The following is a 26,229-nucleotide window of genomic DNA, read 5'->3' as shown; positions in this document are numbered from 1 at the left end:
AATCTTTTGACTAAATCTTTTCACGAGTGCCCACACAGATTGCATGGTCAAATTGTTAAAGAACAAACTGACTTATCGTTACCGGCAATGCCGTTGTCCGTGTCAGTGAGGTCGCATTATAGGGTGGGATTTATGAAGGGCAAGAAAAAAAACAACAAAAGAAACCAAGCGAACAAAAAGCACACAGCAATACAACTTGCTGTGTGCTCTATAATCAAAATTATTATTTCTATTTCAGAAGCGGGCTCTGATTCGAATGGCCGGAATAGAGTGTTACCGTACCCTTTTCACCACTCCTATCAATCCATTGCACCGCAACTTGCAAACGCTTAAAGATAATAGCACCCGCCAAGTCTTTTTTTGGGGTTCCCACAACACTGACTGTTCCTGTCATCTTGCCAAAACCAATCTGACAGGTTTCCAGATTGGCTAATGTCAGCGCTTTCATTGTTCCATTGCAATTAACTGTCGCCCCTACATTTTGCCAGAGCATCACTTGCTGCTCAGCAAGCTGCATCGCTTGGTACTGTAACGCAGCTTGTTCTCTTTTTACCTCTACATATGCCTGCATTCGCATCACTGCAGCAAACGACACTGAAATCAACAGTAAGGATACCAACACCTCTATCAGGCTAAAGCCACGGCCTCGCTTAGAAATCATGCCAGCTCCCATTCAATATTTTTACTTGAGGAAATAAAGGAGTACCAGGCATCGCCTTACCTTTTGAGTATCCCGGCTGGAACGCACCAAACACATGCGAGTCACGATTGGGTGAATCCAAATTAAACGCTCCCTGGGTCTGGAAAGTACCGTGGAAATAAAAAGGAACATTTGCCAAATCAACATTCCGGCCCGCCATATATACATCAAGCTTTGAGTTCGCCCATGCTGCCTTCAGTTGCTCGTTAGTCATCGCTACGTCCAACATATACAGGTTACCGTGAAACGAGGTCGGTACAGAGGTATGTATAAAGCCATCTTTAACCACAACTGTCACACCCGCTGTATCTGGCGCAGTTTGTTCATACTTCATGCCCGAAAGATCACAACTTCCCTCAACCCAGATATACTCAATTTTCTTCTTCTCTTCGCCCGGCTTTAACGCTTTATTGGCATCGATAATCGCTTGAATTTTTTTGCCACAGTCTACGACTTTCGGAAACGTGACAGATTTTGTAATCGGTGTGCCATCAGTGCCATGACCAACCACAATATCTTGCGTTACCATCGTAGGTGTTAAGAACTCCTGGAATTTTTCTTTTGCCTTCGCCCACTCCTCGCGCGGGATCCCAAAGTTCTCTTCGAACAGATCCATGTCCTTTACGTTTTCGGCTATATCTAATTTGTAATCCGCCCGACTTTTTGGCGATTCAGTTAAATGGCTACTGTTACACTTAATGACATTGCCATCCTCCCCTTTCTTAGGCTGCCCATTTTGATCAAGAGGATGTCGGACAACCAGATCAGCATTATCCTGCAGAGTAAACGTTCCCCCCGTACGAATGGCGCTGCAGTTGTAGCCCGTACCGACTTTGTCTCCTTCATACGGGTCGATTGTCTGCGAGACATTAAAAACAAGATTACCCGTTGAAGAAATAGCCGCCGTGGGGCCTGACAAGCCGTAATTCGACAGAATCACCTTAGATACAGCCTGGCCTTCGGAAACAAGATCAGCGACTATAGATCTCAGTTCATAGTTATTAACATCAATCTGCTCTAGCTCAATTTTAGCTTTGCTACAACTAGAGAAGTCGTGTGCCGCTGCCAAATCTCCAGAAGATAAAACAATTTCTTTTGCACATTGAAGCTCGGCATCCGCCCTTGTTTTCAATTCTTTGGTTACGACCGCATTTTGTGTCTTTTTGGCATTAAAGGTTTCAACCGCCAATACACCAAATACATACAAAGCCATCAATAACGCTAATACAGCTGTTATTAGTAATGTAGAAATTCCTTGTTGGAGATTTCGGTGCACTCTCATTTTAACTTCATCCTAAGGTTTAATATTTGGCAGAGCCACACTGGTCGTTCTTTCTTCATATAGCTCACCAAGCTTCCCACCAATCGTAATCGTGATGTTTTGAATACTGTTGGTTGAGCCAGCAACCGATGAGTCATAAACCGTTCTAGTAAAATCCAACTTTTTAATATCTATGCGCTTATTATTGTAATCTTGCCAATTAGTGCCGGAGCAAGACCAATTCGCCATACCACTATATGTGGTATAGATTTCTATTTCGTTCCTGCCATCTTTATCACTGTCAGTGACACGAAACCCTCTCGCATCGTCATTTCTAATTGAAGTCACGCCGAGTGCTGAGTCATGGTTATAAGCAAATAAAATACAATGACCGTTACTACTATCAGCAAGGCCATCAATAAGGATATTGGCAGAGTTTGTCCCGTCATTTAGCATGAATGGATTTGTAGCAAAGCAATCCCGGCAATAACCCGCTCGTTTAATTTCACTTGCCATCAAAAACAAAATACTGTCTAGCTCTGATGACAAAGCAGATTCTTTTAAATACTGATTCGAACCTGTAAGAGTCATCGTATATGCTGATGTAATTGTTCCTATAACCAAAATGCCAAGAAACGTTGAAATCAGTAATTCAACCAGTGAGTATCCTTTTTCTATACGCATGTTTCTTCCCCACTACTGGTTGCGCTGCTACAGCGGTACACAAAACCGATATCAGTAACCCTGACCCCTTTTAGGAGATTTGCATCCAATGAACTATTGACCAATATTCTCTTGCTATTAGAAGCCTGCCCAGTCACGGGATTGAAATCCAACAAAGTCCCTACAGATAAATCTTTTAAGCCACCATTAACATCTGCTGTCTTGAGAAAGTAATGCGAGTTTTTATCCAAAATAGTGCGAGGATAGGCTGAAGATGATTGGTCGCAAGTATCAGATGAATTCTTTTTTCTCATACCAAAACAAAATGTGTCTCGCGTATTTTTTTCAAAAAACACTTCCACGGTGGTATTTCTTTTTACCGCTTCATATTTTGCCAATCTGATAAATTCATAAATTATTTCTGACTTACTTGTTATTTCAGCTGCATTACGACTTTTTTCAAAACTAGGAATAGCGAATGCCGATATCACAGCAATTATTGAAATTACAGTAATTAACTCTATTAATGTTAGACCTTGATTTACCTTCCAACTATGCATGATTTTTTTTAAATAACCAAAAATGACTTGAAATCAACTTATCACAAGGTATAGCTTTACACAGTCCCATCAATTTTTTTTTCGTCACGCTTAAAAAAGTGAATGTAATGAACAGGTGTATTTTACAAAAAGGTTTGACACTCATTGAAGTAATGATCGTGGTTGCAGTTCTCGGAATCATCACTGCAATCGCCTATCCTTCCTATCAAGAGCATGTTGAAAAAGGGCGCCGAACGGCAGCTCAGGCAAGTCTTATGGAATTACAATTATGGGCTGAACAGTATTATACTAACAGCCCAAGTTTAAATAAAACATACCCCAATTCATCAGACCTCAGTACTGGCACAAATAAATGTGAACAATGTACTCTCGCTGATGAATATACATATTCCATATCTAATACCGGAAAAGGCCAAGATCGTTTTATTATTACAGCCAGTGTAATTGCAAATGGAAAACAAACAGGGGATGCATGCAAAGCATTATCAATTAATGCTGCGGGTGTAAAAAAAGGATACGGAAGTAATAACAAACCATTATCTGAATGCTGGTAGTTATTATTTTAACAGCGCTATTATTCCATAATATATAAAAAAGCCAGCAACTATGCTGGCTTTTCTTTTATTCATCACTAACAGGCTAAAATAAATTAACCGGTTAGGTCATCAAAAAACTTCTTCACACCGTCGAAGAAACCTTCTGACTTAGGCTTGTGCTTTTTAGCAGCGGTTCCGCCCAAAGTCTCTTCCAACTCTTGCAGCAACTCTTTCTGACGTGAACTCAAGTTAACTGGTGTTTCCACAACCAGCTTACAGATAAGATCACCCATTGCACCGCCGCGTACAGACTTCACGCCCTTACCGCGCATACGGAACATACGGCCCGTTTGCGTTTCAGATGGGACTTTCAGGTTAACACGACCATCAAGAGTCGGCACTTCCACTTCGCCACCAAGGGCTGCCATGGTAAAGCTAACTGGCACTTCGCAGTACAGGTTATTGCCATCACGCTCGAAGATATGGTGCTTAGCAACATGAACCTGTACATACAGATCCCCGGCGGGAGCACCAAACTCTCCAGCTTCACCCTCACCAGACAGACGAATACGGTCGCCCGTATCTACGCCAGCAGGGATCTTGACCGATAGCGTCTTGGTCTCTTCCTTACGGCCCTGACCATGACAGGTACCACAAGGTTCCTGAATGATCTTACCGCGACCATGACAGTGCGGACATGTCTGCTGAACGGCAAAGAAGCCTTGGCGCATCTGTACCTGGCCGCTACCGTGACACGTGCCACAAGTGGTTGCCGAGGTGCCTTTCTTAGCACCGCTACCATCACAGGTATCACAGTGAACCAAGGTAGGAACACGGATTTCCTTGGAGCAACCGCGAACGGCTTCTTCCAGTGTCAGCTCCATGTTGTAGCGCAGATCTGCACCGCGCTGGGCACGTTGCTGACCACGACGGCCGCCGCCACCGAAGATATCGCCGAACACATCACCGAAGATATCACCGAAATCAGCACCACCGCCAAAGCCGCCGCCACCGAAGCCACCGCCACCCTGCTCGAATGCCGCATGGCCGTACTGATCGTAGGCTGCTTTCTTCTGCGGATCGGTTAGGATTTCGTATGCGTGCTTAACTTCTTTGAACTTCTCAGCAGCCTCGGCATCCCCCTGGTTACGGTCCGGGTGGAATTTCATTGCAAGGCGCTTGTAAGCCTTTTTAATGTCACGCTCTGACGCATCACGACTTACGCCCAGAACTTCATAAAAATCACGTTTTGACATACTTATCTGTCACCTGCCTTAATACAGCTACGGGCGCAAGAGTAACCTCCAACGCCCGTGCCCGAATAAGATTAAGCGTTAGCTCTGTTCTTATTTCTTGTCGTCTTTAACTTCTTCGAACTCAGCGTCAACAACGTTGTCGTCCTGCTGTGCCTGCTGCTCGCCAGCACCTTGTGCCTGTTGAGCCTGAGCCTGCTGCTGAGCGATTTCCATTAGCTTCTGAGATGCTGCAATCAGGGCCTGAACCTTCGCGTCAATCGCTTCTTTGTCTTCGCCCTTGCGTGCTTCTTCAAGCTCGCTTACTGCAGTTTCGATCTTCGCTTTCTCGTCTGCTGGCAGTGCTTCACCAGCTTCTTCGATTTGCTTGCGAGTACCGTGAACTAGCTGGTCAGCCTGGTTGCGTGCAGTTACCAATTCTTCGAACTTCTTGTCCGCTTCCTTGTTAGCTTCCGCTTCCTGAACCATTTTCTCGATATCTTCGTCGCTCAGACCGCCAGATGCCTGGATAGTGATCTTCTGCTCTTTACCAGTAGACTTATCTTTCGCAGATACGTGCAGGATACCGTCGGCATCAAGGTCGAATGTTACTTCGATCTGTGGCATACCGCGTGGTGCTGCCTGAATACCTTCTAGGTTGAACTGGCCAAGTGACTTGTTGTAGTTCGCTTGCTTACGCTCACCCTGTAGAACGTGGATAGTTACCGCGTTCTGGTTGTCTTCTGCAGTAGAGAACACCTGGTTCGCTTTTGTCGGGATAGTGGTGTTCTTCTCGATAAGCTTAGTCATCACGCCGCCCATGGTTTCGATACCAAGAGACAGTGGAGTAACGTCTAGCAGAAGAACGTCTTTCACTTCACCTGCAAGCACGCCGCCCTGAACCGCTGCACCAATCGCAACAGCTTCGTCTGGGTTAACGTCTTTACGTGGCTCTTTGCCGAAGAACTCAGTCACTTTAGCCTGAACCATTGGCATACGAGTCTGACCACCAACAAGGATAACGTCGTTGATGTCGCTTACAGACAGGCCAGCGTCAGACAGTGCTACTTTTAGCGGCTCAAGAGAGCGCTGTACTAGATCTTCAACCAGAGACTCAAGCTTAGCGCGAGTCACTTTGATGTTCATGTGCTTAGGACCAGTTGCATCGGCAGTGATGTAAGGTAGGTTTACATCTGTCTGCTGTGCAGAAGATAGTTCGATCTTCGCTTTTTCTGCGGCTTCTTTCAGACGCTGCATCGCTAGCGGATCGTTCTTCAGGTTGATGCCCTGCTCTTTGTTGAACTCTTCAACCAAGTAGTTGATCATGCGGTTGTCGAAGTCTTCACCACCTAGGTGAGTGTCACCGTTGGTTGCCAATACTTCGAAAGTTTTCTCGCCTTCTACTTCGTCGATTTCGATGATAGAGATATCGAACGTACCACCACCTAGGTCGTATACCGCGATAGTGCGATCGCCGCCTTTCTTGTCTAGGCCGTATGCTAGAGCAGCTGCAGTTGGTTCGTTGATAATACGCTTAACTTCTAGGCCCGCGATGCGGCCTGCATCTTTAGTTGCCTGACGCTGTGCATCATTGAAGTAAGCAGGAACAGTGATAACTGCGCCAGTAACTGCTTCGCCAAGGAAGTCTTCAGCAGTTTTCTTCATCTTCTTAAGAACTTCAGCTGATACCTGAGGAGCAGCCATTTTCTGGCCTTTCGCTTCTACCCATGCATCGCCGTTGTCTGCCTTAACAATGTTAAAAGGCATGATTTCGATATCACGCTGAACTTCTTCGTCTTCGAAACGACGACCGATCAGACGCTTGATAGCGAACAGTGTGTTTTCAGGGTTGGTTACTGCCTGGCGTTTTGCTGGCTGACCGACCAAAGTTTCACCGTCTTGGGTGTAAGCGATAACTGATGCCGTTGTACGCTCACCCTCAGCATTTTCAATTACACGTGGCTTGTCACCATCAAGTACTGCTACACAAGAGTTAGTTGTACCCAAGTCAATACCAATGATTTTACCCATCAGGTTCTCTCCGAAATTCATTTAGCTTATTTGCCAGTGTGCCATCGTGCTCCACCGACAATGCGGAATCATCCGCAGAAATTGGTTTACGATGTCGTATGACTACTAGATAAGGGCAGCCAAACACTTTTCAAGGGCGACAACGAAAAAAATTTCAAAAAAATAAAAAAGCCCGCATCGCTGCGGGCTTGCTGAACAACACGCCCAATTACGCTTGAGTATCGATGCTGCCTGATGCCGCTTTAGACACCATGACCATTGCCGGACGAACCACACGACCGTTCAGCTCGTAGCCCTTCTGCATAACCAGCATCACGGTATTCGGCGCGTGCTCGGCACTTTCCTGCATCGCCATCGCCTGGTGCTGCTCTGGGTTGAACGCCTCGCCAACTGGGTTCAGCTGGTTCAGGCCGAATTTCTCTACCGTGCTCATCATGGTCTTCAGGGTCAGCTCGACACCTTCAACCATTGGCTTGATAGCTTCGTCGTTCTTGTCGGCCATCTCGATAGCGCGTTCCATGTTGTCGATAACCGGCAACAGCTCTTCGGCAAACTTGTTCAGGGCAAATTTACGAGCCTTGTCGATTTCCTGCTCGGTACGGCGACGCATGTTCTCAACGTCAGCACGGGCACGCAATACATCGTTCTGTTGCTCTTTCGCTTTCGCATCGCTAGCCAGCAATGCCGCTTCAAGCTCAGCAATACGTGCAGCCTGCTGCTCTTCAAGGGTCATTTCGACGACTTCATCCTGCTCAACAGCATCAGTTTCCACTGTCTCAACAGCTTCTTGCTGAAGCTGCTCGTCCTGTACTTTTTTCTCTTCGTTGCTCATGCTTTCGCTTCTCCACCAAAATCATGTTTTATGAGAATAGGCTGAAAACCTATCCTAAAAACGGGTTGATGGGCATATTATGGGGATGAACCTCAATGATTCAAGCCGATATAGCTCACAAAGCGCGACAACTCTCTCATCCTGACGCTATACTGGCTCACTCTTCATCTGTCGGATCATGGACATGACGCGTGTTTTTCAGACCATTGCGATAATCGGCAAGCCCCGTAATCCCGAGGCCCTGCAAACCCACCAAAGCCTGTACACATGGTTAGTAGAGCGTGGCTACGAGGTATTGGTTGACCACCGGTTAGCCAACGATGTCGACCTGCCACAGGCCGCCTTTTGCGACTTACTGACCATCGGCGACAGGGCCAACCTTGCCATCGTGGTAGGCGGAGACGGCAATATGCTGGGTGCAGCACGTGTATTATCCCGCTTCGACATCGCGGTGATCGGGGTGAACCGCGGCAGCCTCGGCTTTTTGACCGACCTGGATCCCGACGACTTCGAATCCGAACTCGAAGAGGTGCTAAACGGCCAATTTGTCGTCGAAAAACGCTTTTTGCTCGAAGCCGAAGTGCACCGCCACGGCCAGATAAAAAGCCGCAATGCCGCACTTAACGAAACCGTGCTCCATCCCGACAAAATCGCGCACATGATCGAATTCGAGGTCTACATTGACGAGAAATTCGCCTTCTCGCAGCGATCTGACGGCCTGATCATCTCGACCCCGACCGGCTCTACCGCCTACTCGCTCTCAGGCGGCGGCCCGATCCTGACCTCCGAGCTCAACGCGATTTCGCTGGTGCCGATGTTCCCGCACACCCTGTCTTGCCGGCCGCTGGTTGTTGACGGCAGCAGCCGGATCAAGCTGATGGTATCACCGACCAACGGCAGCACCCTCGAGGTAAGTTGCGACGGCCAAGTTTCGCTGCCCGTCAGCCCCGGCGATGAGATCCACATCTACCAAAGCCCGGACACGCTCAAGCTAATCCACCCTAAGCACTACAGCTATTACGAAGTACTGCGGGGCAAACTCGGCTGGTCAAGCCGCCTGTTCTGAGCCAGAATTCCCAATTGAGCCAACCTTCACGGTTGGCTTTTTTTATCGCTGTTTTTCATCACCTTAACGTAAATCAAATTTTGCTCTGAAAATTCACACTCAGTACTTTACTGTACCTACATACAGTATATACTGTATGGAAAAACAGGTGTTGATTTGAACAGGTAAACACACATGCTGGCTCACATGACAATCTCAAACTTTGCCATTGTCAAAAACCTTGAATTCGAACTGAAACCAGGTATGACAACCATCACCGGTGAAACCGGTGCCGGTAAATCCATTGCCATCGACGCGCTCGGCCTTTGTCTGGGCGATCGTGCCGAAGCCTGCATGGTTCGACCTAACGAAGACAAGGCCGAGATCTCAGCCACCTTTTCGCTGCTCAACAACCAAACCGCACGCCGCTGGTTGGAAGACAACGAACTGATCGACGGAGATGACTGCATCCTGCGCCGGGTGATCACCAAAGAAGGCCGCTCTCGTGGTTTCATCAACGGCAGCCCGGTACCTGCATCTCAGCAAAAAGCCCTTGGCCAACTACTGATCAACATCCACGGCCAGCACGCCCACCAACAGCTGATGCGCCCTGACTACCAACAACAGATGCTGGATCAGTACGCCGGTCACCATCACCTGATGGACCAAACCCGCGACAGCTACCAGATCTGGCGTCAGGCCAACAACGAGTACAAGCGTCTGGTTCAAAGTCGCGAGGAAAACGAAGCCCAGAAACAACTGATCCAGTATCAAGTCAAAGAACTCGACGAACTGGCTCTGGGCGAAGACGAATTCAGCGAAATCGAAGAAGAACACAAGCGCCTGTCGAATTGCGGCGAGCTGGCGGTATCAAGCCAGACAGCCCTCTCGATCCTCTACGATAGCGAAGAGTGCAATGCACTCAACATGCTGCAGATGGCCAGTCAGCAAGTGTGCAACCTAGGCGAAATCGACGCCAGCCTGAGCACGATTCCGCAGATGCTCGAAGAAGCCATCATCCAAGTACAGGAAGCCAGCCAAGAGCTGCGCAGCTACCTTGATAATCTGGATATGGATCCGCAGCGCCTGATTTACCTCGAAGAGCGTCTGGCCAAGATCATGTCACTGTCGCGCAAGCACTACGTGATGCCGGGCGAGCTTTATGCCAAGCACCTAGAGCTCAAGCAGGAGCTCGAGAACCTGGACTGCAGCGACGAGCGCCTAGAAGAGATCGCCGAAGAGGTAGAAGCATTACGCCAGCAATTCATTGCCTGCGCCGAAAAACTCAGCAAGAGCCGCCAGCGCTATGCCAAAGAACTCGACAAGAAAATTTCCGACAGCATGCACCAACTCAGCATGGAGCACGGGATCTTCAGCATCGATATTCAAAGCGACGCCGAACGCATGCTCAGCCCACTAGGGTTCGATACCATTACCTTCTTGGTATCCACCAACCCGGGCCAGCCACTCCAGCCGTTGGGCAAAGTCGCCTCAGGCGGTGAACTGTCGCGGATCTCATTGGCAATTCAGGTGATCACTGCCCAGAAGGTCGAGACCCCAAGCTTGATTTTCGATGAAGTAGACGTAGGTATCAGTGGTCCGACGGCTGCCATTGTCGGCAAGATGCTGCGCACTCTGGGCGAATCAACCCAAGTAATGTGTGTTACCCACCTGCCACAAGTGGCCGGTTGCGGCCATCAGCAAATGTTCGTGGCCAAAAAAGCGAGCGAGGGACAGACCGAAACCAACATGTACCCGCTAAGCCAAGAAGACCGGATCAACGAGCTGGCTCGCCTGCTTGGCGGTAGTGAAATCACCGAACGCACCCTGGCCAACGCAAAAGAGCTGCTGTTTGCCGCGTAAATAACATAGAATTATGTGAATGATGCAACTTATTGGTTGTACCGCAGTCTCATTTACAGTTTTTTTCTTCAACGCTTTTTTACTTCTGCCAAGCGGTTGTTTATTATCGCAGCAGAAGTAACGCGAATTTGCCGGGATGCTATGAGTTGGAAAAATCTTGCTGCCATGACGTTGGCAGTCAGCTTGCTAGGCGGGTGCTCAGTTCTTGATAAGCTGGTATACCGTATTGATATCAATCAGGGGAACTATCTGGAGCAAAAGGATATTGATACCCTGAAATATGGAATGAACAAACAACAGGTTGAGTTCGTACTAGGCTCGCCGATGCTGGTAGAGCCGGAATACCCAAACACCTGGTATTACGTTTACTACCACAAGCCGGGACATGAAAAGGCGGAGCAGAAAAACCTGATCTTGCGTTTCAATGGCCAGAACCAGCTGATCAGCCTTGAGGGGGATTACCCGAAAGGAACTGGCTTCATGAGTGCGGCCAACTAAGCACTACCCTGACCGATAAAACAAAAAAGCTCGCTATAGCGAGCTTTTTTCGTGTTTGAAAGACCACATTCGTTCAACTGTGAACGGGATCAATCACCTTTTGCAGCCAATGCCTCTTGCTTGGCCTGCTCGGCACGCTTACGGCGAATATCTTTGGGATCGGCCAGCAACGGGCGGTAAATCTCGATACGGTCACCATCATGCACAGTCGCATCCAAGCGAACATTGCGGCTAAACACCCCAACCTTGTTCTGCTTCAGGTCAATCTCTGGGTGCTGCTCCAGCACGCCTGATTGCTCGATAATATCCTGCACCTGGGTATCCGGTGTCACCGTCAGGCGGATCACCTTCTGAATATGAGGCAGCGCATACACCACCTCGACATGGATCAGCTTCTCGTCAGAACCCATAGACTTCTCTCGCTCGCTGCGTGAACGCATTCACCATATTGTTCGTCAATTCTCGGAACACCTTACCGAACGCCGCTTCCACCAACGCATTGGTAAACTCAAAATCCAACTTCAGCTCTACCTTGCATGCCTCGGCATCCAACTCAATAAAGTGCCAACCACCCACCAAGCTGCGGAACGGCCCCTCAACCAACTGCATGTCAATTTTAATGCCCTCGGTGATCGCGTTGCGGGTCACGAACGTTTTCTTGATCCCCGCCTTGGAGACATCCACCGACGCCATTACATGCTGCCCAGAGCTTTCCAGAATTTTTGTACCGGAACAGCCCGGCAGGAAAGTCGGATACGATTCAACATCATTGACCAATGCAAACATCTGCTTCGCGCTGTACGGCACAAGCGCAGAACGGCTAATCTGAGGCATAGCTTCTCCTTTACCCACGGAACATGCCACATCCCACAGCCAAGCCGCACGCGACAAAGCCTATGAGAAGGACAACCGCAATGATACCATTACAACGCTAACAGCCAAAATTAGCATACTTGGAGCATCATAACCTATTGATGTTCAAGTAAGGACACTTCGACCAGAAGCCATGCGGCTGGCTGGGACTACAGAGAAAGAGCAATTTATGGCAAAGAAACCAAGCAAACCAAACAGCAATACCATTGCTAAAAACAAAACGGCCCGCTTTGAATTTGCAATTCATGACGAATACGAAGCCGGCCTGTCGCTACAGGGCTGGGAAGTCAAAGCCATTCGCGACGGCAAGGTCAACATGACAGAGAGCTATGTTTTCCTGCGTAACGGCGAAGCCTTCATTTCCGGTTTGACCATTACCCCGCTCAACGTCGCCTGCACCCACGTCGTTGCCGATCCAACACGTACCCGCAAGCTACTGCTGAACCGCCGAGAGATCGACAAGCTAGCAGGCGCAGTTAACCGCAACGGCGAAACCATTGTGGCGCTGAGCATGTACTGGAAGGCATCCTTTGTTAAACTGAAGATAGGTACCGCGCGCGGTAAGAAGCTTCATGACAAACGTGCAGACACCAAAGCCCGCGACTGGCAGCGTGACAAAGCCCGCATCATGAAAAGCAGCAACCGCTAAGCGTTTTTGATTGTCGATGTTGGTAAGTGGTTGTTTATCAGCCAGTCAGTACACGTATAGCCGCATGGCTATTGACGGTAGCAATTAATCTGCTAACATCGATCGAACTCTGGGGCTGATTTAGGATTCGACAGGATCACGAAGGCTTGTGGAGCATGCCGAGGTGCGGTTGGCCTCGTAAAAAAACCGCAAAAAATAGTCGCAAACGACGAAAACTACGCACTAGCAGCTTAATAACCTGTTCAGAGCCTGCCCTCCCTAGCTTCCGCTTGTAAGACGGGGAATCAAGGGCAGTCAAACCCAAACAAGATAGCGAGGGAATCTTTGGCTAGAGAGATGAACCGCGAAATAGAATTCTGGTATGTGTTTGCATAGCGTGTCAGTTCGCAGTGTAGATACGAGAATAAAGACTGACTAAGCATGTAGCGCCATCTGTTAGACTGGTTTTGGACGCGGGTTCAAATCCCGCCAGCTCCACCAAATTCGTATACGAAGACATCCTAGGATGTCCAGAAAGCCCCCTAAATAACTGGTTTAGGGGGCTTTTTTGTATCTGTAGTGTCCATTACCGTCCACCAGCATCCACACCATTTGGTATTCCACGTGGTATTCCAAGCTTTTTGGAGTACAATTTTGGAATACCATTAGCAACGGAGGCTAGTAAACATGGGCACTAAGGCAGTACGACTCAACCAAAAGCAAATTGAACACGCTAAACCAAAAGAGAAAGATTATGTCCTCTCTGATGGTGACGGCTTGCAACTCCGTGTCCGTACAAACGGCTCTCGTCTATGGAACTACAGCTATCGCCAGCCTCTTACCAAGAAACGAGTAAACATGGGCTTTGGTGCTTTCCCTGAATTATCTTTAGCTCAAGCAAGAAAATATACCTTGGAAGCTCGTTCTCTTGTTACTCAAGGCATCGGCCCTAAAGAACACCGTGAACAACAAAACTATACGTTCAAAAGTTAGCAAGCACACATTAACTAATGTTTCATCAGACTGGTTTGAATTAAAAAAAGAGTCAATCACACCGAACTACGCAGAAGGCATTTAGCGTTCATTAGAGAGACATATCTTTCCCAAACTTGCCAACTACCCTATTCCTCAGATCACCGCCCCCATGATCATGGCTATCTTGTGCCCCATTGAAGCCAAAGGAAGCTTAGAGACCGTAAAGCTGTTAACTCAACGCCTAAACTGTAATCATCCCGAAATCATGAACTATGCGGTTAACTGTGGCTTACTCCTTTCTAATCCTCTTAGTGGCATAAAGGCAGCATTCAAAAAGCCCAAGAAAGAAAACATGGCATCACTCAAGCCCGATGATCTCCCAGAACTTATCAATGCGATTGCTAACGCCTCTATCAAGCGTACTACACGTTACTTGCTAGAATAGCAATTACATACCATTATGCGCCCTACTGCATCTTCTGACACTCGTTGGGCTGAAATAGACCTAGATATCAAGGTATGGACGATTCCTGCTGAGCGAATGAATAAGCGCCGAGAACACCGTATTCCAATAACAGAACAAGCAATAGCGCTACTTGAAACTATGCAGCCTATCAGTGGACATAGAGAATTTGTCTTTCCATCGGATAGAGATCCTAACAAGCCTTGTAATAGCCAAACCGCAAACATGGCTCTTAAACGTATGGGATTTGCAGGAAGGTTGGTTAGTCATGGTTTGCGATCACTTGCGAGTACCACGCTCAATGAACAAGGCTTTGAACCTGATTTAATTGAAGCGGCATTGGCACACGTTGATGATAACCAAGTACGCAGTGCTTATAATCGAACTGACTATTTAGAAAGACGTATTCCAATGATGACTTGGTGGAGTAGGCATATAGAAGAGGCCGCCAAAGGCAGCCTCTCCGTTACTGGAACTAAGCAATTAAAAGTCATTTGACTGGCTTTGGCTCTAGATTATGCGAACTAAAATAGAGCCCGATTGCACGTTCAAAGTTGCCCTCCAACCCCTTTAAACTTCTCAACAAAAGTGGCAATTTTCTGAAAAACTGTTTGCTTCTGGGTTCGGTACTGTGGATTCAATGGGCTAAGTTTTGGTAGCGCCTCATTAAGCGCAGTGCCATTTTCAGAGGCATACTCGCGCTTGAGTGAAGATGCAATATAACGTTTGGCAGCTTCCTCATTTAGCTTTTCAGAGGCAATAATGGAATCTGCTTCGCGCTTCTGTTCAGCCTGGGCGAACTTAAAGAAGGCATCGATAATGCTGGCTTTGTCATTGAACTCATCAAGATTTGTCTGATTGATAAAATCAACCATCAAGCTTTCTTTCGCTCTATTGCCAAGGCTACCACGAATCATACGGCGAACTTCTTCAATCAAGCCTTCTTTGCTCTTGTTCTTCTTGTTGTGATCAAAAATCAGTTCAAGAATGTAATCGAGGTTTATTTCTTGTGATTTAAGCAAATCCACTTCAAATACTACATCGTCCCAGTCTACGGTTGACTTGTCTTTTTCCTCACCTTGCTTCTGACGTCGTAACCAATCTCGGGTATCATTGTAGGCAGAACGATAGTCTTGAATAGCACGCTCGCTTGGCATATCGATGGTTTGCATTGTCTCAATGTCTGCGTCGTCTAAATAGTACTTGGCTTTAAACTCTTCAACAGCTTGCTCATCACTGGTATCTAAGCTTTGCATTGCTTTTAAAGCGGCAAACTCGTCATAGTTTTGCAAAATATTTTCTGCTTTAAGGTATTCACCAAAAATCTTTGCAAATTCTTTTTTGTCTTGTTCTTTTTCAATGTTTTCTGGGTTTGGAAAGCGTTCTTGCAATTCTCTTACGATATTAACAAAACCTCGGCGTACTTGGCCGGTAACAATATCATTAAAGCCTTCCATATATTCTTGGTAACTCTTTTCCAGCACCACTTGGCTAATATTTTCGTTACCTTCACGATCACCAAAAAGTCTAATAGCATCAATGGTTGCCTGCTCCAAGTCTCGGAAGGTAACAATATTGCCAAAGGTCTTCGTCGCATCATAAATGCGATTAGTGCGAGAAAACGCCTGCATCAAGCCGTGATAGCGCAAATTCTTGTCAACAAACAAGGTATTGAGCGTAGGTGCATCAAAGCCAGTTAAAAACATCCCCACCACTATAAGTAAATCTATTTCCTGATTCTTAACACGCTGGGCAAGGTCTCGGTAGTAGTTCTGAAAGCCATTGCTATCCACGCCATAGTTAGATTTAAACATGGCGTTGTAATCCATAATCGCGGCGCTCAAAAACTCTTTTGCGCTGCTGTTCATGGCACTGACTTCAAAGCTCTCATCTAAAATATCACCAATGGCGTCCTGCTCTTCATTGGCTGCAAATGAGAAGATAGTCGCAATGCGCAGAGGTTTACTCGTAGGTCCATTCTCAGCCTCGGCTTGCAATGATTTGAAAGTTTCATAGTAGGCTTTCGCTGCATCAACACTACTTACCGCAAACATGGCGTTAAACCCTTTCGCGCCCGAATAGGCTCGATGCGTTTTCTGGTTAAAATGGCTCAGAATATACTGCGAGATTTCACGAATGCGCATCGGGTGTAAGAACGCTTTCTTGTTCTCCGCGGCACTGAGCTTCTTCTCATCCTGCTCAGTCTCAATGCTCTTAAATTGCGGGCGAACATCGTTATAGTCCACTTTAAACTTGAGTACTTTCTCATCACGAATGGCATCAGTGATCACATAAGTGTGCAACTGCTGACCAAACACACTGCCCGTCGTCTCCGCACCCAAGGCGTTTTCTGGGAAAATTGGCGTACCCGTAAAGCCAAACTGATAGTACTTTTTGAATTTCTTCTGCAGGTTTTTCTGCGCTTCACCGAACTGGCTTCGATGACACTCATCAAAAATAAATACCACTTGCTTGTTGTAGATTGCTAAATCGCTTTCACTTTTGATTAAATTATTGAGCTTTTGTATTGTGGTGACGACAATCTTGTTATCATCTTTATCCAGATTGCTCTTAAGCCCCGCGGTACTGTCTGAACCGTTCACACTATCAGGCGAGAACCGCTGATACTCTTTCATGGTCTGATAGTCGAGGTCTTTTCGGTCCACCACAAAAAAGACTTTATCGATACAGTCTAAATCGGTAGCCAAACGTGCCGCTTTAAAGCTGGTGAGTGTTTTTCCTGACCCAGTGGTGTGCCAAATGTACCCGCCGCTTTCGGTGTTGCTCCAATTCTTAGCGTTAAAGGCACTCTTTATCTTCCATAAAATGCGCTCGGCGGCTGCAATCTGGTAAGGGCGCATCACTAGCAAGGTATTACTTACATCAAACACCGAGTAACGCAAGATCACTTCAAGTAGCGTCTCTTTCTGGAAAAAAGTCGCCGTAAAATCTTTTAAATCCTTAATCAGCGTATTGTCTGACTTCGCCCAGTTCATGGTGAAGTCAAAACTGTTCTTGTCGCGCTTAGTGGTATTGGCAAAATAGCGCGTGTCGGTGCCATTAGAAATAACAAAAAGCTGTAAGAACTTATACAAAGAGTTCTCAGCATTAAAACTCTCTTTGCTGTAACGATGTATTTGGTTAAACGCTTCACGAATCGCCACACCACGTTTTTTCAATTCAACTTGCACTAAAGGCAAGCCATTGACCAAAATCGTCACATCATAGCGGTTAGCATGGCTTCCCGTTTGTTCAAACTGCTTAATCACCTGCACTTTGTTACGAGCAATAGTCTTCTTATCGAACAAGTAGATGTTTTCGATATGACCATCATCGAAGACAAAATCGAAGATATAGTCACTGTGAACCTTGCGGGTTTTGTCGAGAATATTGTCACTGGGTGTGTTCAGGTATTGCTCGCAAAAGCGAACCCACTCGGCATCGGTAAACTCAACTTTATTCAGGGCTTGTAGCTGCTTGCGCACATTCACCAGCATGGCATCGGGTGTCGTTAACGCAGCCACATATTCATAACCTTGATTGCCGAGATCCTGAATCAGCTCACGCTCTAAATCACCTTCGCTCTGGTAGCTTTCTGCTATCTGCCAGTTTTTTGTATATTTATCTAAAACGATGTAATTGTTCGACTGGACGATAGGCTTGGTATAATCAACCATTTTGTTCTTCCTGCTGCCAAAAACCGTAATTGCTTACCAAGTGATTCAATAGAAAACCTACTGTTTTCTTTTCGGGGTCACTAGGTTCGGCAACGACTTCATTCGACAATGTCGAATGACTAGTAAATTGAATAATGCGGTTTAAATACGCCTGCTTATCATCAGGCAAGAGTTCCGACCATTTGGGATAGCCCAAAAAGCTCGCAGTCTTTTCGTACAGGTTACGCAAAAGCGTAAAATGGTACTTTTGCACGGTGTTGTCAGCGATGGCTTTTTCCAGTGTCTGCTTCAAATACAGGTGATAAGTGAAGCTCTTATTGGAATCGCCGTGCTTATCCAGTAGTGCAAAGGTGCCATCTTCAAACCGTTCCAACAAATAGCAGGCTTTGCTGTTTAGCTCATTGTAGAGTACGTTATAAAAAAGCGGGCTATGGGTCGTAATAATGAACTTCAAGTTAGACTTGCTGGACTTGATCAGCCCAGCGAGATTCACAGCCAATTCGATCAGGTGGTTTTCATCCAACGAACTCACAGGGTCATCAACAAACACATATTCCAGTTGATCAAACTGCCTAGTCTCACGATTCTCTGGCTCTGCGACATTAAGAATGGTAATCACCTGATCCAACAGCGTGTAAAAAACACTCCAAATAAAGTTACTTTCTTCACCTTTGGATATTTTCAGGGGCGCAGTACCTTCATCATCACCTCGCTCTAGGGTAAAGGTGACTTCGGCATAATTTTCACTGAAATGGGGAGTTAACTTGTCATTGGCGAAGTGTTGAAAGTACTTAACGATATTCGCATCTTGTCCAAGGTCTTTCAGCAAGGTGAGCAGCCAGTCTGTATAGGTATTCGGCTGAATTTTCAGCTTGGGGGCAACATCATCTTGTAAATCGTTATCCCAATAAAAGAGATCTTCAGTGAAGGCGTTGTAGTAGAGTATTTTCTCCCGTGACGAAATGGTTTCGTCACCTTCGCCATTTCCTTTAGGTGCAACCAACTGTTTGAACTCACGAGACAAGCGGGTTTTTCCTGTTCCGTTGAAGGCATAAATCAGCTGTACTTTAGGAACCTGCGTTACGACTTCGACTTCGGTAGTCTTCTTACTTTTCACTTTTCTCGGCGCATTTAGTTGCTCCGCGATCTGTTTGAGTGTCTTGTTCATATCAGACCGCCGCCTGAGTGTTCGGTTTAGGGAAGCTCAACAACAGGTCACGATAATACTCGTATTGCTTTTGACGTAGCTCAATTTCACGAGGGAGACCCTCTTTGATTGAACTGGTCAAAGTATCAAACTTATCTAATAGAGCCACAATGCGTTCTTTTTCTTCTGGTAAAGGATTAGGTATGCGTATGCTGTTTAGATTCTTTTTATTGAGCTTAGGTTGAGCAGCTCCAGAAATATATGGAGTTAGGTCGATGCTATTTAAGTAGAACTCAACAAACCTGCGCTCTGCATAGGTTTTAAATTTAAGCACGTGCGCATGGTTGTTTACCCATGTTTTACCTGAGATGCTAAATGCAATAGGTGTATTTCTAGCCAGAAGGTTTGCCCCATCTTCTGAAACCAATAGGAGGTCTTCATCAAAAATGTAATCTTCAACGTAATCAACGATGCCGGATGCTCCGTAATACGGGATATCTCCAGGCTCTCTTAAACCACTAGCAATGGGCTTACGTTTTGAATCAAGGTTTTCAGCTAGGTTACCCAAGCATTCCCACTCAACTTCCCCCTCTTCAAAACTCAACAACTGGTCGCGGTAGTAGTTGTATTGTTTTTTGCGTAGGTTAAGCTCGGTTGTAAGCTCGGTTGTAAGCTCGGTAAATGTGTCCAGAATCCGTACAATTTCAATTTGGATCGCTAGGGATTTTTCTGGATTGTCTGGACAAGGTATTGGGATTTCTATTTTTGCCATATCTTTGGCGGAAACATCAATTACCTTAGCTCCCTTAGCGAACTTTCTTTTAGCGTTAGTAAAAGCTCCGGTCTGTGAAACGTATGCAAAATATTTTCCTAGAATCAATTTTGAAGGCTTAAAGATTGTTGCGTGACCACCTGTGACAGCCTCATCTTCCCCTAGGTACACTAATGCTTTACCCACATCTTCGAAGTTTTCACTTGTATTTGTTATTACAACATCACCTGTGTTTACCTTTTTTAGTTTTTTTGCTGTTTCAGGCGAAACGAAAGATATTGTTGTTTCAGTAGAAAGCCCATAATGAGTATAAATCTGCCCGTAATGAATAGCTGGCACACCCGAGTCTGTAAAATCGGCTTTTGGTAAGCCATTTCCACGGACTAACTCGCCTAGCTCAGCGAGCACTTTCCACTCAACCTCAACCCCATCCAGCAGCTTCTCCATGTAGCTTAATTGACTCATGCTTCAATCTCCTCACCTTCAATTTCCGCCCCTTCTATTTCTAAAATAATGGCGTCAATATCACTGCGAAGCGCATCAATTTTAGCGACGGTTGTTTTAAGTTCGGCATTAAGCTCTGCAATATCTACCACCTCGCGGTTGTCTTTCGCTTCTACATAACTGCTTACCGAAAGATTGTATTCAGCTTTAACAATGTCATCGAAATCAACAGATTTAGCAAAGTGTTCCACATTCTCTTTGCTGGCAAACACTTTCATGATTTGCTGAATATGGCCCGGATTTTTTTCATCTTCGTTGTCTGTCAGCACGTTGTTATTGGTTTCTTTTTTAAACAAACCGCTGGCATCAATAAACTGGGTGGTGGTGTCGGTTTTGTGCTTAGACAGCACCAAAATATTCACGGCAATGGTGGTTCCAAAGAACAGGTTAGGTGCCAATGAAATCACGGTTTCAACGTAGTTGTTATCTACTAGGTACTGGCGAATTTTTTGCTCAGCGCCACCACGGTAAAAAATACCGGGGAAGCAAACAATGGCTGCGCGGCCTTTGCTTGATAGGTAACTTAGCGCATGCAGCACAAAAGCAAAGTCGGCTTTTGATTTGGGCGCAAGTACACCAGCGGGCGCAAAACGGTCATCGTTGATTAAGGTTGGGTCGTCGCTACCAATCCATTTCACCGAATAAGGCGGGTTTGAGACAATCGCATCAAACGGTTTGTCCTCCAAAAAGTGAGGTTCCTCAAGCGTGTCCCCCAACTGAATATTAAACTTGTCGTAGTTAATGTTGTGTAAAAACATGTTCATACGCGCCAAGTTGTAGGTGGTGTGATTGAGCTCTTGACCAAAGAAACCATCCTCAATGATATGCGCATCAAAGTGCTTCTTGGCTTGTAAGAGCAATGAACCCGAGCCTGCTGCTGGGTCATAGATTTTATTGACGCTGCTCTGGCCGTGCATAGCTAGCTGTGCGATTAATTTTGAAACGTGTTGAGGCGTAAAGAATTCGCCACCGGATTTACCGGCATTGGCTGCATAGTTTGAAATAAGGAACTCGTAGGCATCACCGAACAAGTCAATTTGGTTATCTTCAAAACTACCAAAATTTAGCCCAGAAACACCTTTCAGCACAGCTGCTAGGCGCTTGTTCTTAGCTTCCACCGTGTTACCAAGACGATTACTGGTGGTATCAAAATCAGCAAACAAGCCTTTAATGTCTTTCTCTGAATCATAGCCATTGGCTGAGTTTTCAATCGCTGCAAAGATAGCTGCCAAATCTGTATTTAAATTGTCGTTCTTGTGAGCATTGGCAGCAACATTACTAAATAGTTGACTTGGATAGATAAAGTAACCTTTAGTTCGGATAGCGTCGTCTTTTGCGGCCTCGATATTTTCGTCATTGTCAGCCATAGCGGCATAATCGATGCTATCGTCACCACCAGTAATATAGTCAACAAAGTTCTCGCTGATAAATCGGTAGAACAGAGTGCCAAGAACGTATTGTTTAAAGTCCCATCCATCGACCGAGCCGCGAACATCATTAGCAATCGCCCAAATTTGGCTTTGTAAGGCTTTGCGCTGTTGGATACTTACCATTTCATAAATTCCTAAAATTCTATCTCTAATTGTTGCTCTATGTTAGAAGAGGGGATTCTTCTAAAATGTTGATATTTCACTTTTTATCAATACCAGCAAGATGCAGTTCATGCTTGCAAGTATCATTTCAAATCGTCTGACTTGACATCCCCAGAGTATGTTTTCTGTGCTTCAATCCATACCTCAAGATCTGTGCGTTTAAAGCGCCAAGAGCCCCCGACTTTAAAGCCTGGTAGCTTTCCCTCACTCGCAAGTCGGTACGCCGTTTTCTCGGCTAGCTTCAAGTAAGCAGCCACTTCCTTAAGCGTTAATATTTGGTCATCCATTGCTGAGCGTTTCTCTATACTTCAGTAGACAAATTGAATTATGAGAGAATATGGGAAAATTGGGGAATCGGCAATGATCTAAGCTTAATTATGCACTCAATTGTTCAATGAAGACTCGGTACAAACAAATGATGGTAGAATCCACCATTTACTATTGGGTTTATTATACCCACTCAACCAATTTATCTTCTGCACACTGCTCGACGTCACTTTCAAGCACAACTGCGGCTATCCCCTAGCAACTCACTTTTCGGTAAACGCCCATTTTCTATCACTTTACAGATACTTGGACAACCAATACTCCGCCTTACCTCGATACCCTATCAAATCAGAATCAAAGAAATTTCAGACATATATCACCCTTGTGTAGAAGCCCATTAAGCATAAGGAATCAAGGCTATGCACAAGAAAAACGACTACATTCTTCATACTCCAATGACAGCAGATCAAGTGTTAGAGAAAGCCGCAGAGATCGTGGCAACCCGATACCTACGCGGAAACGCATTTACCAATCCACAAGCAACAAAAGATTTTCTGCAATACAAAATGGGAGGATATGAAAGGGAAGTATTTGCTGTGTTGTTGCTTGATAACCAACACAGCTTGATTAAATACGAAGAAGTTTTCTTTGACACTATCAACGCTGCCAGTGTTTACCTGATGCGACCTTACTGGGCGTCACTGCTGAGATATATCAATAGCCCCAACTATATGATGGATAAAGAAAAGGCCGCATAAAGCAGCCTCTCAGTTTCAACAACTCGCTATTTTACAAACGGTTATTTTTGTTCGTGCTTCTTCATATGAAAATGAAAGCGTTCATGAAAATACGCTTGGATGTGCTCTTCCATTTCCAATACTTTTTCATCAATACGATCACATAAGTATTGGTCACTGTTCATCGAGTTCACTTTATCTGTGGCCAATTGTTCAATCAGGATTTTTTGTTCGTCTGTGAGCGTTGCTAATGGCTTGTTATTCATAGGATGTTCTTTTCTTAAGAAGGCTTAAATTCTTGTTTAACGTTAGCATAGGGAGAGTAAATTTGTCTTACCTGAAAATTGGCATCTGTGTTTGATCAAATCGATGCAAAAAACGTGTGATTGACCACTCTCCCTCTATGATTTACCTCACCACCTGCTTCAACCTCGCAAAGGTTTTCATCGTCTCGTTAGCAGGCATGTCAGCATAATCAGGGTTATTGGCCTTCAGCCAATATTGGCCCTGCTTGTCTTTCTTGACGACGCGCAAGAGGTACTGGTTGTCTCCGCTTTCATCTTGGATCTCGATAGCCATTGTCGTCCCCGTGATCGACCCGGCACTGGAGGGGGTCACCAATTCGAGCAACAGCAAATCACCATCATAGATCGGTGACTTACCACCGTTCATCGAATTACCGGATGCCCGAGCCAAGAAATGACGCTCAGGATCAACATTCATAAGATCAACCGCCATCAACTCACACTCATCATGATGCCCCGTTTTAAAATGGCCACAGGCAATTTTCAGATCCGGATAATATGGCAGAGACACTTGCACCTTTTCTGGTACTTCTGTCTTTCCCGAATCCAAAGCTGTCACATTGGATACCTGCTCTGTTACTTGGTTGGTGACAATAGCTGGTGTACTGTCGCGATCGGTATATCTTGCAAGTAAGTAATCCACCAGCTCTTTGACCAAATCGTGCAAAATGGCCGCCTCACTCGGTAATACCTCAAAGTTGGCGCAAAAATGCTCCCCCTCAAGCCTGAACCAAGCATCAGCCTGTTTGCTGTTCTTTCCGATGAAAGCGTTAACTGGGTTAGCATGCCAATACTTCACCCATTGCTTATCGGTTGCCAACAGCGCTTGCTCTTTGGGTTTAAGATCTCTCTCTCGTAAGCGCGGATAACAAGAAAGTACTTGCCAGCTACGTGCCGCTAATTGTTCGATAGTCGGTGGTGTCTGGAAACCATCCAGCTCCAAAAAGGCTTCAAGCAATACCGCCTTAAAGCACTTTGTCATACTGGCTTTCTGAACGGCGTTAAACAGAAAATCATGATGACGTGCAATCACATTGCGTGTCGTGTCACTCTCACAATGCTGTGCGACCAAGCTAAACCAACTCTTATGCTGCTTGCTTACTTTGGCTAAATCATAGCCCGCTCGGTAAAACTCAACAGCTTGAGGTCGATGGCCTAAATGTCCCTCAAGGTTCAGGTAATCTTCTTCGGCGGTATTACGGTACTGCTTAGACAGCTGTTCCCAGAAAGCGATAATCTGCGGGTCAAGATTAACAAAACACCCTGCCCCCAAACGTGGCGCCTCACCGGATGACGAACGTAACGCACTGCTAGCTGCGCGTTGCCCCAAAGATAGCCCCAAGACCTCCTGCTTATTCAAAAATGTTCGATGGTTCCCGATGAAATCCAGCACGACCAAATGTGCCTTGCTTTCATGTCGCCTTAACCCACGGCCCAACTGCTGCAAGAAGATAATGTTGGACTCGGTAGGACGGAGCATCATCACGGTATCGATAGATGGCAGATCCGTCCCTTCGTTAAATAAATCCACCGAGAAAAGCACATGTACTTCCCCCTTATCGAGCAAGGTAAGCGCTTCGTTACGTCGCACAGATGAGTCACTGTGCACCGCCAATGCTTTTAAACCTTGCTCGGCAAAAGCCTCATTGAACGCATCAGCCATGAAATCTGCGTGTTTTTTCGATACACAGAACGCCAGTGTGCGGCTCTGTTGATGCTGTTTCCAATGATGGAAAATATGCTGGGCACGGCGCAAGGTGGCAAATTGAGCATCTAAGGCTTGTGGGTCAAACTTACCGTTACGCCAGGGGATTTCTTGGTAATCAACAGCGTCATCCCAGATCCCAAAGTAATGGAAAGGCACGAGAATTTTCTCATCGATGCCATGAACCAGATTACGCTCAAACACCAAATTGTCATGGCATAGCGAAAGGATATTGGCTTGATCGGTACGCTCCGGCGTGGCGGTTAAACCCAGCAAGAAGGTCGGCGTGAAGTAATTGAGAATATTAAGGTAGGTTTTTGCGCTGGCATGATGAAATTCATCAATCACGATATAGTCAAAGTGATCAGGGGAAAAACGATCAAGATGATGCTGGCGCCCCAATGTCTGCACGGACGCAAAGACCATCTCCTTGTCGAGCTCCTTCTCTTGGCCATGATAGAAACCCGATGACTTTTCTGGCCACAGTTTCGTATAGGTGTTCTGCGCCTGAGTCAGAATTTCTTCCCGATGAGCAACAAACAATACCCGCTCGGCCGCCACCTGCTTGGCATCGAACGCTGACAGCCATGTTTTTCCCATTCCGGTGCCAAGTACCACTAACCCCCGTACATTACCCGCCAAGCGCGTCTGATGGAGGGCTTCCAATGCTTCAATTTGCGCAGAATTAGGCCCGACCTTTTCCTCGTCTGCATCAATCAAACCATTGCTTCCCACCAATGCCAGTTTGGGTGGTTTACGGTTTTGCAAATAACGGGATATCCACTCGTCAGTCAAAGGCTGTGCTGACGGGTGTGTAAATAAGCGATCAAATTGCTTGCGGATATTAGCAAACTGCTGTGCTGGATACGAATCCTCTGGCGGTTGATAGTCGTAGCGCAAACACCATTCGTGGGCATCAGTCAGTGCCGTTTTGCTGATGTTATTGGAGCCAATAAATGCCGTCCCCTCCATCAGGAGATCATTAGAATCAGACCGCACGAAGATATAAGATTTAAGATGGAAACTCTGGTTTTGGGACTCGAATATTTTCACCTCGACCCCATCTCCCTCTAATGCCAGTAGATACCGCAAAGCAATCGGATGGCTAATATGCAGATAATCTGAAGTGAGAATACGCAATATCAACTGCGTACCTTGGTGCTTATGGCGCTCAATGGCCTCGTTTAAGCTTGGGAGTAACAACTCCACACCTGACCGTTGGACAAATGAGACGGCTATCTCTATTTCAGTCGCATGGTTGATCGCATGCAAAAGTTGGGGAAGCAATGGGTCTTCTCCCCCGGTAGTCAGCACATTGTGCTCCATTACCAAAGACGGCATTGTCATAACAGCTTTCCTAAAT

Annotated in this window: 21 protein-coding genes, 1 other RNA gene and 2 pseudogenes; 8 read left to right on the top strand and 16 right to left on the bottom strand. The window is 46.1% G+C overall.

The window, feature by feature from the left end; genetic code table 11:
• Window positions 1–229 precede the first annotated feature (229 nt).
• The 4 genes from ABT56_RS15320 to ABT56_RS15305 are packed head-to-tail and all read right to left on the bottom strand — an operon-like array spanning window position 230 to window position 3,184.
• Window positions 230–661 (bottom strand): type IV pilus modification PilV family protein, encoded by a 432-nt coding sequence (locus ABT56_RS15320; RefSeq protein WP_047879756.1) that lies wholly within the window; start codon window positions 659–661, stop codon window positions 230–232.
• On the bottom strand, window positions 651–1,982 hold the full coding sequence (locus ABT56_RS15315; protein ID WP_047879755.1) for a hypothetical protein: 1,332 nt from the start codon (window positions 1,980–1,982) through the stop codon (window positions 651–653). Before ABT56_RS15315 ends, ABT56_RS15320 begins: the two co-directional genes overlap by 11 nt.
• Before the next feature lie 12 nt (window positions 1,983–1,994).
• Window positions 1,995–2,645 (bottom strand): PilW family protein, encoded by a 651-nt coding sequence (locus tag ABT56_RS15310; RefSeq protein ID WP_047879754.1) that lies wholly within the window; start codon window positions 2,643–2,645, stop codon window positions 1,995–1,997.
• Window positions 2,636–3,184 (bottom strand): pilus assembly FimT family protein, encoded by a 549-nt coding sequence (locus tag ABT56_RS15305; protein WP_047879753.1) that lies wholly within the window; start codon window positions 3,182–3,184, stop codon window positions 2,636–2,638. Before ABT56_RS15305 ends, ABT56_RS15310 begins: the two co-directional genes overlap by 10 nt.
• A gap of 107 nt (window positions 3,185–3,291) precedes the next feature.
• On the opposite strand from ABT56_RS15305, the gene ABT56_RS15300 reads away from it, so the two are divergent.
• Window positions 3,292–3,738: a type IV pilin protein gene (locus tag ABT56_RS15300; protein WP_047879752.1), complete on the top strand. Its 447-nt coding sequence runs from the start codon at window positions 3,292–3,294 to the stop codon at window positions 3,736–3,738.
• Window positions 3,739–3,833: 95 nt separating this feature from the next.
• On the opposite strand, the gene dnaJ is transcribed toward ABT56_RS15300, so the two are convergent.
• From dnaJ to grpE, 3 genes are all read right to left on the bottom strand, one after another.
• On the bottom strand, window positions 3,834–4,976 hold the full coding sequence (dnaJ, locus tag ABT56_RS15295; RefSeq protein ID WP_047879751.1) for a molecular chaperone DnaJ: 1,143 nt from the start codon (window positions 4,974–4,976) through the stop codon (window positions 3,834–3,836).
• Window positions 4,977–5,066: 90 nt separating this feature from the next.
• Window positions 5,067–6,983 (bottom strand): molecular chaperone DnaK, encoded by a 1,917-nt coding sequence (dnaK, locus tag ABT56_RS15290; RefSeq protein WP_047879750.1) that lies wholly within the window; start codon window positions 6,981–6,983, stop codon window positions 5,067–5,069.
• Between the two features lie 208 nt (window positions 6,984–7,191).
• Complete coding sequence (gene grpE, locus ABT56_RS15285; RefSeq protein WP_047879749.1) at window positions 7,192–7,815, bottom strand: nucleotide exchange factor GrpE; 624 nt, start codon at window positions 7,813–7,815, stop codon at window positions 7,192–7,194.
• Window positions 7,816–7,990: 175 nt separating this feature from the next.
• Here grpE and nadK point away from each other — a divergent pair, with 175 nt between their 5' ends.
• The 3 genes from nadK (at window position 7,991) to bamE (ending at window position 11,221) form a co-directional block, all read left to right on the top strand.
• The gene (gene nadK / locus ABT56_RS15280) at window positions 7,991–8,881 is read left to right on the top strand and encodes an NAD(+) kinase (RefSeq protein WP_205626094.1); all 891 of its coding nucleotides are present in this window, start codon (window positions 7,991–7,993) and stop codon (window positions 8,879–8,881) included.
• A gap of 174 nt (window positions 8,882–9,055) precedes the next feature.
• On the top strand, window positions 9,056–10,723 hold the full coding sequence (recN, locus tag ABT56_RS15275; RefSeq protein WP_047879747.1) for a DNA repair protein RecN: 1,668 nt from the start codon (window positions 9,056–9,058) through the stop codon (window positions 10,721–10,723).
• Window positions 10,724–10,864: 141 nt separating this feature from the next.
• Window positions 10,865–11,221: an outer membrane protein assembly factor BamE gene (bamE, locus tag ABT56_RS15270; protein WP_047879773.1), complete on the top strand. Its 357-nt coding sequence runs from the start codon at window positions 10,865–10,867 to the stop codon at window positions 11,219–11,221.
• A gap of 89 nt (window positions 11,222–11,310) precedes the next feature.
• Here bamE and ABT56_RS15265 read toward each other — a convergent pair whose 3' ends face one another.
• Together ABT56_RS15265 and ABT56_RS15260 are read right to left on the bottom strand one after the other, a co-directional pair.
• Window positions 11,311–11,631 (bottom strand): RnfH family protein, encoded by a 321-nt coding sequence (locus ABT56_RS15265; RefSeq protein ID WP_047879746.1) that lies wholly within the window; start codon window positions 11,629–11,631, stop codon window positions 11,311–11,313.
• A complete protein-coding gene (locus ABT56_RS15260; RefSeq protein ID WP_047879745.1) occupies window positions 11,621–12,055 on the bottom strand; it encodes an SRPBCC family protein in 435 nt (144 codons plus the stop codon). Before ABT56_RS15260 ends, ABT56_RS15265 begins: the two co-directional genes overlap by 11 nt.
• A gap of 208 nt (window positions 12,056–12,263) precedes the next feature.
• Between ABT56_RS15260 and smpB the strand changes: the two genes are divergently transcribed.
• From smpB to ABT56_RS15250, 3 genes and pseudogenes are all read left to right on the top strand, one after another.
• Window positions 12,264–12,743 (top strand): SsrA-binding protein SmpB, encoded by a 480-nt coding sequence (gene smpB, locus ABT56_RS15255; protein WP_047879744.1) that lies wholly within the window; start codon window positions 12,264–12,266, stop codon window positions 12,741–12,743.
• 111 nt (window positions 12,744–12,854) lie between these two features.
• Window positions 12,855–13,223, top strand: a transfer-messenger RNA (tmRNA) gene (gene ssrA, locus ABT56_RS23650).
• A 186-nt stretch (window positions 13,224–13,409) separates the two neighbouring features.
• A pseudogene (locus ABT56_RS15250) lies at window positions 13,410–14,658 on the top strand (integrase domain-containing protein).
• A gap of 50 nt (window positions 14,659–14,708) precedes the next feature.
• Here the strand turns inward: ABT56_RS15250 and ABT56_RS15245 are convergent.
• The 5 genes from ABT56_RS15245 to mads1 all read right to left on the bottom strand — a co-directional run bounded on the left by ABT56_RS15245 (window position 14,709) and on the right by mads1 (window position 22,139).
• Window positions 14,709–17,837 carry an HsdR family type I site-specific deoxyribonuclease gene (locus ABT56_RS15245; RefSeq protein ID WP_047879743.1) on the bottom strand — a complete coding sequence of 1,043 codons (3,129 nt, stop codon included), beginning with the start codon at window positions 17,835–17,837 and terminating at the stop codon, window positions 14,709–14,711.
• A complete protein-coding gene (locus ABT56_RS15240; RefSeq protein ID WP_047879742.1) occupies window positions 17,830–19,005 on the bottom strand; it encodes an ATP-binding protein in 1,176 nt (391 codons plus the stop codon). The genes ABT56_RS15245 and ABT56_RS15240 overlap by 8 nt, the downstream gene beginning before the upstream one ends.
• 1 nt (window position 19,006) lies before the next feature.
• Complete coding sequence (locus tag ABT56_RS15235; protein ID WP_047879741.1) at window positions 19,007–20,221, bottom strand: restriction endonuclease subunit S; 1,215 nt, start codon at window positions 20,219–20,221, stop codon at window positions 19,007–19,009.
• A complete protein-coding gene (locus ABT56_RS15230; RefSeq protein WP_047879740.1) occupies window positions 20,218–21,813 on the bottom strand; it encodes a type I restriction-modification system subunit M in 1,596 nt (531 codons plus the stop codon). The genes ABT56_RS15235 and ABT56_RS15230 overlap by 4 nt, the downstream gene beginning before the upstream one ends.
• Before the next feature lie 122 nt (window positions 21,814–21,935).
• On the bottom strand, window positions 21,936–22,139 hold the full coding sequence (gene mads1, locus ABT56_RS15225) for a methylation-associated defense system helix-turn-helix domain-containing protein MAD1 (protein WP_047879739.1): 204 nt from the start codon (window positions 22,137–22,139) through the stop codon (window positions 21,936–21,938).
• A gap of 399 nt (window positions 22,140–22,538) precedes the next feature.
• Here mads1 and ABT56_RS15220 point away from each other — a divergent pair.
• A pseudogene (locus ABT56_RS15220) lies at window positions 22,539–22,796 on the top strand (JAB domain-containing protein); the annotation flags it as partial.
• 122 nt (window positions 22,797–22,918) lie between these two features.
• On the opposite strand, the gene ABT56_RS15215 reads toward ABT56_RS15220, so the two are convergent.
• Window positions 22,919–23,122 carry a hypothetical protein gene (locus ABT56_RS15215; protein ID WP_047874412.1) on the bottom strand — a complete coding sequence of 68 codons (204 nt, stop codon included), beginning with the start codon at window positions 23,120–23,122 and terminating at the stop codon, window positions 22,919–22,921.
• Window positions 23,123–23,264: 142 nt separating this feature from the next.
• A complete protein-coding gene (locus ABT56_RS15210; RefSeq protein ID WP_047879738.1) occupies window positions 23,265–26,213 on the bottom strand; it encodes a DEAD/DEAH box helicase family protein in 2,949 nt (982 codons plus the stop codon).
• Window positions 26,214–26,229: the final 16 nt, after the last annotated feature.

The sequence above is a fragment of the Photobacterium aquae genome (assembly GCF_001029445.1).
In the GTDB taxonomy this organism is placed as follows: Bacteria; Pseudomonadota; Gammaproteobacteria; order Enterobacterales; family Vibrionaceae; genus Photobacterium; species Photobacterium aquae.
The sequence above is the reverse complement of the archived record's forward strand: the minus strand, read 5'-3'. Positions and strand labels throughout refer to the sequence as shown.

Excerpts from the sequence above, each read along its gene's own strand:
- bamE (WP_047879773.1), top strand. The coding sequence starts at position 10,865 with ATGAGTTGGAAAAATCTTGCTGCCATGACGTTGGCAGTCAGCTTGCTA.
- ABT56_RS15210 (WP_047879738.1), bottom strand. The coding sequence starts at position 26,213 with ATGACAATGCCGTCTTTGGTAATGGAGCACAATGTGCTGACTACCGGG.
- mads1 (WP_047879739.1), bottom strand. The coding sequence starts at position 22,139 with ATGGATGACCAAATATTAACGCTTAAGGAAGTGGCTGCTTACTTGAAG.
- smpB (WP_047879744.1), top strand. The coding sequence starts at position 12,264 with ATGGCAAAGAAACCAAGCAAACCAAACAGCAATACCATTGCTAAAAAC.
- recN (WP_047879747.1), top strand. The coding sequence starts at position 9,056 with ATGCTGGCTCACATGACAATCTCAAACTTTGCCATTGTCAAAAACCTT.
- grpE (WP_047879749.1), bottom strand. The coding sequence starts at position 7,815 with ATGAGCAACGAAGAGAAAAAAGTACAGGACGAGCAGCTTCAGCAAGAA.
- dnaJ (WP_047879751.1), bottom strand. The coding sequence starts at position 4,976 with ATGTCAAAACGTGATTTTTATGAAGTTCTGGGCGTAAGTCGTGATGCG.
- dnaK (WP_047879750.1), bottom strand. The coding sequence starts at position 6,983 with ATGGGTAAAATCATTGGTATTGACTTGGGTACAACTAACTCTTGTGTA.
- ABT56_RS15215 (WP_047874412.1), bottom strand. The coding sequence starts at position 23,122 with ATGAATAACAAGCCATTAGCAACGCTCACAGACGAACAAAAAATCCTG.
- ABT56_RS15265 (WP_047879746.1), bottom strand. The coding sequence starts at position 11,631 with ATGGGTTCTGACGAGAAGCTGATCCATGTCGAGGTGGTGTATGCGCTG.
- ABT56_RS15230 (WP_047879740.1), bottom strand. The coding sequence starts at position 21,813 with ATGGTAAGTATCCAACAGCGCAAAGCCTTACAAAGCCAAATTTGGGCG.
- ABT56_RS15245 (WP_047879743.1), bottom strand. The coding sequence starts at position 17,837 with ATGGTTGATTATACCAAGCCTATCGTCCAGTCGAACAATTACATCGTT.
- ABT56_RS15305 (WP_047879753.1), bottom strand. The coding sequence starts at position 3,184 with ATGCATAGTTGGAAGGTAAATCAAGGTCTAACATTAATAGAGTTAATT.
- ABT56_RS15315 (WP_047879755.1), bottom strand. The coding sequence starts at position 1,982 with ATGAGAGTGCACCGAAATCTCCAACAAGGAATTTCTACATTACTAATA.
- ABT56_RS15260 (WP_047879745.1), bottom strand. The coding sequence starts at position 12,055 with ATGCCTCAGATTAGCCGTTCTGCGCTTGTGCCGTACAGCGCGAAGCAG.
- ABT56_RS15240 (WP_047879742.1), bottom strand. The coding sequence starts at position 19,005 with ATGAACAAGACACTCAAACAGATCGCGGAGCAACTAAATGCGCCGAGA.
- ABT56_RS15310 (WP_047879754.1), bottom strand. The coding sequence starts at position 2,645 with ATGCGTATAGAAAAAGGATACTCACTGGTTGAATTACTGATTTCAACG.
- ABT56_RS15300 (WP_047879752.1), top strand. The coding sequence starts at position 3,292 with ATGAACAGGTGTATTTTACAAAAAGGTTTGACACTCATTGAAGTAATG.
- ABT56_RS15320 (WP_047879756.1), bottom strand. The coding sequence starts at position 661 with ATGATTTCTAAGCGAGGCCGTGGCTTTAGCCTGATAGAGGTGTTGGTA.
- ABT56_RS15235 (WP_047879741.1), bottom strand. The coding sequence starts at position 20,221 with ATGAGTCAATTAAGCTACATGGAGAAGCTGCTGGATGGGGTTGAGGTT.